Origin of the sequence: Okeania sp. SIO2C9, assembly GCF_010672455.1 — a bacterium.
Taxonomy (GTDB): Bacteria; Cyanobacteriota; Cyanobacteriia; order Cyanobacteriales; family Microcoleaceae; genus Okeania.
Map to the genome: position 1 here is coordinate 70,844 of NZ_JAAHGO010000017.1, position 8,182 is coordinate 79,025.

General features: G+C 40.6%; 3 protein-coding genes. All 3 read right to left on the minus strand.

Annotated elements, in window-relative coordinates; genetic code table 11:
• Nucleotides 1–355: 355 nt before the first annotated feature.
• A complete protein-coding gene (locus tag F6K23_RS16085) occupies nt 356–2,629 on the minus strand; it encodes a choice-of-anchor Q domain-containing protein (RefSeq protein WP_293157283.1) in 2,274 nt (757 codons plus the stop codon).
• 1,041 nt (nt 2,630–3,670) lie between these two features.
• Nucleotides 3,671–3,853, minus strand: coding sequence for a hypothetical protein (locus F6K23_RS16090; protein WP_293157284.1), 183 nt, complete (start codon nt 3,851–3,853; stop codon nt 3,671–3,673).
• A gap of 894 nt (nt 3,854–4,747) precedes the next feature.
• Nucleotides 4,748–8,182: tandem-95 repeat protein (locus F6K23_RS16095; protein WP_293157286.1), on the minus strand; the 3,435-nt coding region annotated here is incomplete at its 5' end.

Here is an 8,182-nt window from a genome sequence, read left to right on the forward strand (position 1 = left end):
AATCTTTATCAAGAATTTCTTGACAATTATTATTAATAATTTCACAAATCATAGCTAAATTTTAAGTATTGATTTATACAAAATTTTTAAATAGTTAGTAAATCGGGGAATTGATAAATAAAAGTTTAAACTCTTAGTCTCAGGAAATACTTCAATAAGAGTGCAGTAGACAAGATAGGTAATTTTACTTGATAGAGCTGGTTATGGACTTTTGCATTGAACTAACTAATAAATTATTTAATTGATAATTAGATGCAATTATTTTGGCAGAACCTAAAAAGCGATCGCTCCTCAACATAGAAGAGCGATCGCTTTAAAAGTTAACTAGATATTGAAAAAGAGTACTAATCTCCAGTTAGATAACGACAAAATCAGTAGTATCAATATCAGCAGGAAGAACATTACTCAAAGTTGCTAAATTTTCTCCAGTCTCAGTCACTCGGAGAATAGTATCCGTCGTACCCATTATATTTGGAACTGCAACAGTAGTCAAGTCATCGAAAGTCAGACCCTCTAATAAGAAGTTATCTATTCCATCTTCATAGTCTAAAATTAAGTCATTGCCATCGCCAGAACGTAAGAGGAAACTATCAGCACCGTCTCCACCAGTCAGTTCATCAACACCTAGACCACCATCAAGGAGATCGTCTCCGATACCACCGTCCATGGTATCTATACCAGCACCACCCAAGAGAGTGTCTGCATCAGCACCACCGATAAGTTCATCTCGACCATTTCCACCATCGAGGCTATCGTCACCGCCACCACCGAGAAGTCGATCTCGAGCGCCACCACCTAAGAGGGTATCCCGATCGCCACCACCGTTGAGGACATCATCACCGCCTTCACCGACAAGTAGGTCTCGATTGCCACCACCGACAAGGTTATCGTCACCGCTACCACCATTGAGGATATCGTCACCGCCTTCACCGATAAGATTATCATTACCGCCACCACCGACAAGGTTATCATCACCGTCTTCACCTGCGAGGACATCGTCACCGCTACCACCGTCGAGGACATCGTTACCGTCACCACCGACAAGGATATCATTACCTCCACGACCAAACAGTTGATCGTTACCTCCTTCACCCAGAATCAGATCATTTCCACCTAAACCGTCGATAATCTCATCGTCACCATCACCCATAAGCATATCAGGACCGGCAGTACCAGTAATGGTTGGTTCAGGGTCTGGATCTGGGTCTGGATCTGGGTCTGGGGTAGGAGTCGGAGTAGGGGTGGGTTCAGGTGTGGGGGTAGGAGTAGGAGTCGGACTCGGAGTGGAGTTGCCAAACTCAAAAGCACCAATATCAGCTACACCATTAACAACGCGCTGGAAACCTGTACCCCGTTGGTCAGTAGTCAGACCAAGAGAGTTACTGCCAGCATTAATAGCGGCACTGCCAGCTTGTAAAGCATGAGTTTGAGTAGGACCACCATTGTCAGCAAGGGGGTCTAGACCAGCATTAGTATTAGTGAGGTCGCCGTTGAAACTACCAGTTGCATTTCCTGTGCCAATTAAGTTGTTACCTCCACTGGTGAAAGTATTGTCACCGCTGCCACCTACAATATCAACATCACTGTTAACGTTACCAGAGACAATGGAAGAAGTAACTGTTGTTGAGGTACTATGACTACTTCCAAAACTAGCAATACCGCTGCCCTGATCAGCAGGAGCTTCATTCAAAGTAATAGTGCTGTTGTTAATTTCAGCAGCACCAAAGTTGAAAATACCACCACCATCGGAGGTTGCTGTGTTGCCACTGATGGTACTGTTGGTAATAGTAGCAGTGGGGCGGTTACCAAAAACATCATCTTTGACGTAGAGACCACCACCGTCATCTCCAGCACTGTTACCATTAATAGTGCTATTTTCAATAGTTACATTTCCGTGGGCAGAAATACCACCACCATCGGCAATAGCTGAGGTAGCAATGTTGTTACTGATAGTAGTGTCAGTAATAGTAGTATCACCATAGACAAAAACACCACCAGCATCGTTATTAGCAGTGTTACCAGTAATGGTACTGTTGTCAATAGTAGTATCGCCTGTACCAATTGTATAAACAGCACCACCAGTATCGAAGGCAAAGTTGTTAGAAAGGATGCTATTGGAGATAGTTGCTTGACCACCGTTGAAAATTCCACCACCAGCAGCATATCCAATAGTTGTTTGGTTATTACTAATAGTGGTGTCGGTAATATTAGCTGTAGCACCTAGACTATTGAAAATACCACCGCCATCTTCATTCGCTACGTTGCCTGTGACAGTACTGTTGCTGAGTGTAAGATTTTCGGCGTTGAAGATACCACCACCATCATCACCAGTGCCGGAAGCGTTTCCACCTGTAATGGTTACTCCATCAATGCTAACTGTAACTTGGGAAGCAGTGCCATCATCTATGTTAAATACACGGGAGGTATTTCCCGCGTCTATTGTGACTGGGTTGGTTTCATCGCCATCAATGGTGAGGTTTTTATCGATTAATAGTTCGCCACTGGTAAGAGCGATCGTTTGACCAGCTAGACTGGGATCGAAGTCAATTGTCTCACCTGCGGTAGCGTCGAGAATTGCTTGTCTTAGGGAACCAGCTCCACTATCATTAAGATTGATTACTGTAGCCATAGTTTGTTCTACTTTTTAGTATTTAGTATTTTGTTCACTATTCGTTTAAGCATTGCTAGTTGCTTCTCATCCGGAAAAAATAAGATTAATTTAGATTAATTAATTTTGCCTAAAATCTAATTCAATCATGGCAATAATTTCGATAAATATGTTCATTTCCCAGTTGAATATTTTTCCAGTAAATCATCAGTGAATCTACTGAAAAATATGCCGAGTGTCATTTTATTAATCGTTATTTTCTACAATTTGGCAGCAACTTATAGGTAATTTGTAACAATCTTTTTTCATCTCATTACAAATTACTAAATGCTTAGTCAATTGATATTACCGAAAAATTGTGGTTTAAAGCCTCCCCTTTTAAGGGGATAATAAGCGGTCGTTTGCGCAGCATTCCGTAGGATGGGATGGCGCAGGTTTCCTGCGCCATATCCAATCGACCAAGAGAAGAAAATTTTTCTTCTCTTTGTCAATCCTCTTCTTTTCAAGGAGAGGTAATTATTCATTATTCATTATTCATTATTCATTATTAATTGTTGAAAGCCATTGGTAAACATGGCTTTTAATTATCATCTTAGTTATTCTATCTCAGCCTATAAAAACAGGAAAAAATTATTGTTTGCTCTGTAATTTTACTGAGATAAATTAATGATAATTATCCCTGAATTGATGATAAACAATAAATATTTCAGCAATTTCAACCATCAAACTTTGATAGTTTGCACGGCGTTGCTGTCAACGTTATATTCAGATAATCAGTAAATCCGAGGAGTTTTTTTCTCTTGAATCCAAGATTATAATTATTTTTCCTGCCACTGTATCATAAGTAGGTAGGAATTCAATCCAAACAAGGGTGCAACTAACCTGATTTTCTTTATGCACTTAATCCTGATCCTTGATGCTTTTCCATCCTACTCACTCTTTCATCAAAGTGTCAAGGGTAAAGGATTATTTTTTTTTAGAAAAGCTATAGCGCTACGCGCAAGTCAAAATTCAAAAGTCAAAAGTTAAAAGTATAGCAATGTGCGCTGGCATATTTACAAATTACAGTAACTGTCCAATAGCTAAAAGCCTGATTATCGGTTTTTTGGTAGTCCTGCATGGTAATGATGAAGATATATCTTTTTTAATTTCTCCCGCACTCCCCATCCCCCCATCTCCCCATCTCCCCATCTCCCCATCTCCCCATCTCCCCACACACTCTCTACCATTACTATGCACCACCACCGGTTTTTTATTCCCCCTGTTGCCTGTTGCCTGTTGCCTGTTGCCTTCCGGAGCTGCGCACAGCGCTATAATATCTGAATGAGTTTGAGCATTTATAAATGTTCTAATATCATGTTCCCCCTCCGGGGGAGCTACGCTAACGGATAATCAGTTATAAATAAAATTTAATGACTGACAGTACCGACAGTACCAAAGAAATACTGAAATTATCTTTACTTTGCTCCAATATTTGCTCTTTTTCTCCTTTTTTCCCTCCTGATATCAAATCCGGTAGCATCGGTGTTATTCAGTCTTTAAAGATAAGAGTCTATACTGTAGGGGCGAATGGCCATTTGCGTTCCGCAAAGCTGCCGAATCGCGCCCTTACCGATTGTATGACTATCAACAGAATTATATTACTCCGAAGCCAACGGATTTAATATGACTCCTGACTCCTGACTCCTGACTCCTCACAACAGTTATTTATAAGTATTCAACCGAACATGATATAATATCATGTCCGGTAGCATCGGTCTTGTATAGTAAATAGCCAACAGCTCCGGAAGGCAACAGCTCCGGAAGGCAAGAAAAAAACTTAAATTTCCTGTAGATATCCACGCTAACTTTTACACAAACGATTGCCTTCGGACATTATATTATATAATGTCCGGATCAGAGCGTGATCAAAAAACTTTCTCTTCATTTATAGCTTAAAATTCCCTCCTCATAACTCATAACTCATTACTCATTACTCATAACTCATTACTCCTCCATTTTTATTTATAACTATTCAACCGAACATGATATAACCTATTTGCGTAGTCCTATATAAAAAATAGGTTGCTGAGTTCTCAACAACCTATCTAGTAAGGGATACAAAATTATTAGTGACTGATACTTAATAGCAACTGGATATTAGATAATAGTAAAGTCGTCATTTATATCCAGAGCAGCAACCCCGCTAACATCTAATTCTGCCAGAATTTGTGAATCATCACCAACCGTATTATCGCCATTAGCATCATAAATGAGGTAAGTTTTACCTTCAACTTCGTAGGCAAATAAACCAGGGTTTCCAGCTATTAAAACATTTCCAGAAATATCTGTCATTTGTACATTGGTGGCAATATTATCAACAGCAGGAATAACTGTGCTAGAAAATGCAATAGTATCCCCACCGACGACACCTAAGTCCTCAAAACCAGTAATGCGATCGTACAAACTAGCACTAATAGCAGTACCTATAGAAGCAGCATCCGCAGCATTAAACTTCGCTCCACCATCATCAGCACTGGTATAAACAAAAGTGTTATTGCCATTATCATCAGAGAGGGTGTCCGCTCCCAGACCACCAATAATGGTATCATCATCGTCACCCCCATCTATGGAGTCGTTACCGTCACCACCGACTAAACTGTCGTTTTCATCATCTCCTGCTAAAGTGTCGTTACCTGCTAAACCTTCAAGAGTATCGTTGCCTCCGCTACCATCAAAATCATCATTAAACTCACCACCAACTAGGGAGTCAGGATCATTACTAACATCTAGAATATTTACCGTAGCAGTAGCAGTAGCTTCGTCTATACCATCCGTAATGGTGTATTGAAAGATGTCAGTACCAGTGCCAATCACTGCTGCGTATTGAACCTGAGTACCCTCTTCACTCAAAATACCCAAAATAGTGCCATCATTATTGCTAAGAGTTGTAATTGACAAAGGATCGGGTCCATCAATATCGCTGTCATTTGCCAACACATCAATTATCAGCTGCTTATTCCCCAAATTAGTAAATACTGACCCATCATCAATGGCAATGGGCAGGTCATTTACTGGGGTGACATCAATATTAATCACTTGAGTGGCGGAACTATTTTCGTCATTGCCATCATCAGCGGTGTAACTAAAAGTGCCAGCAGCTCCGTTAGCATTAGCAACTGGAACAAATGTTAATGATGTTAGTTGATCTGTTGTTAACTGTTGGCCAATAGTTACGGCAGTATTATCTGACAATACTTGCCCAATTTCTGCGTCAGGAATACTGTCAACAGTAATAGTTAACGCATCACCATCGGGGTCAGTTGGCGCTGGAATATCTAAGGTCGCATTATTATCTTCCTCCAAAGTGACAGTTTTATCAGCTTCTACTTCTGGAGGTCGGTTAGCTTCGACAATATTAATATTTAACAACCCACTGGTAGTACCCCCGTCTTGGTCTGTAACCAGAAAGTTGAAACTGTCAGTACCAAGACCAGCAGTAGTAGTTGCATAACTAATTTCTCCATTATCGAGATTTTCCTGAGTGAATGTGCTTCCTACTGCTAAAGTTTCTCCTCCCTGTTGTAGTTCTCCTAAAGTTGGCACTTCAGTCAGGGTATATTGTACAGAAGCAGGAGTGGCAGTTTCTACATCAGGGTCAATAAATTGGAGATTTTCTGTAGGAATAACCTTGGTTTGACCAAGAAATGCACTTAAGTTAGTCGTAGTACCCACAGGTGGATCGTTGACTCGAATATTAAAGGTATCTGTCACTTTACCGCCATCAACATCAATGACTTGGAAACTAAAGGAGTCATCATTTGTATTAGTAGCTGTGTGTTGGTAGATAACTAGACCACTATTGATATTTTCTTGAGTGAAAGTATTAGTGGGGTTATTCTCAAGTTGCAATGTTCCTGCTGTTAATTCAGTGGTAGCTGTGTAAGTAAAAGTATTTGTACCATTATCCCCATCCGTTGTCTGCAAGAAATTTTTACTTATGGTTCCTGTATCCCCAAGGTTGATAACCAGCTCATTGTTGTTAGTAACTTCGGGGATGTCGTTGACTAAGATATTCGCAGTACCAACACCTTCACTAAAAGCATTTGTGCCACCTATGGTTGAAATTTCGGTTAGTTCGCTAGTATTACTGCTGCCGTCAGTGGTATCCCAACCACGGAATTGAATGGTGGCATTGCCGAAAAAGTCGGTATTAGGAACAAAACGTAGGCGATCGCTTGTTGTAGCTGTCAGTAATGTGGTATTGCTATTACTCACGTCTATCCAGTTTGTCCCATCATCGACGGAATATTGCCACAGACCATTACTATTATCTATTTGAGTAATAGCGACTCCGCTACTAGCTCCTCCATCAGCATCCGTAACTGCACCAGCAATAATATCTGCAACGGGAGTACCAGTATTATTTACCTCATTTTCATTGATAGTTGTCAGTGCTAAATTTCCGAGGTCTGTTAATACTGGGGCATCGTTTAATGCTTCTATTTGTGCAGATATAGTACCTGTTTGAGTCGCAGTAACATTGTTAGCTGTTTCTGTTGCTGTTGCTGTAACTGTTAAGTCAAAACTAAAGGTTGTTCCCGTCTCTCGGTCTCCGGGAGGGGAGATAGTTAAATTGGCTAATTCCTCTGGGGTCAAAACCCAACTACCATCACCTTGGTCTGTTCCTGCTGAAAGATTTGCTCCTGCTGGCACTCCACTAATAGTAATAGACAGATTTTCTGAACCGCTAGTATCTACTAAAGTAGCAGCTATACCCAGAGGTATCTCTTCTTGATCTGTTCCTGATACATTTGGTGTAGATATTTCCAGGTTAGGAGTATCGGCAACAGGAGTAACATTAATGTTGACTATTGCCGTATCTGTGAACCCTTGAGTATCCGCAATAGTATAAGTAAAACTCTCCTCTCCACTAAAATTCTCATTGGGTGTATAGATGAAACTCTCTGCTGTCTCTGCTAAAGTGCCATTTTTGATATTATCGGCAGCAAACTCAGTAATTGTAATTTGCTCACCATCAGTTTCAGAGTCATTTGCTAATAATTCTGACCGTTGGATAGTTATTGCCGTATCTTCGTTAGTCTCAAATACATCATCACCAGCAATGGGAGCGCTATTTAGGGGAGTCACTTCTACAGCAATAACCCCAGACTCCGAGGCAGTATCATCGTTCGCTGTTTCTGTTGCTGTAACTGTAACTGTTAACTCAAAGTTTAATATTTCTGTTTGTTCTGCTGCAGAAGGTATTAGAGTTAAATTTTCCAGTTCCTCAACAGTCAGTTGCCAAGTACCGTTACCTTGGTCAGTTCCTGCTGAAAGTGTTGCTCCCTCTGGCAGTCCAGCGATGGTAATAGACAGAGTTTCCGAACCGCTAGTATCTACTAAACTCGCAGTAATATCTAAAGATATTGACTCATCTTGACCACCTGATACATTTGGTGTAGATCTTTCCAGGTTAGGAGTATCGGCAACAGGAGTAACATTAATACCAACTGTTGCTGTATCTGTTAACCCTTCAGTATCCGCAATAGTATAGGTAAAACTCTCCTCTCCACTAAAATTTTCATCAGGGGT

Excerpts from the sequence above, each read along its gene's own strand:
- F6K23_RS16085 (WP_293157283.1), bottom strand. The coding sequence starts at position 2,629 with ATGGCTACAGTAATCAATCTTAATGATAGTGGAGCTGGTTCCCTAAGA.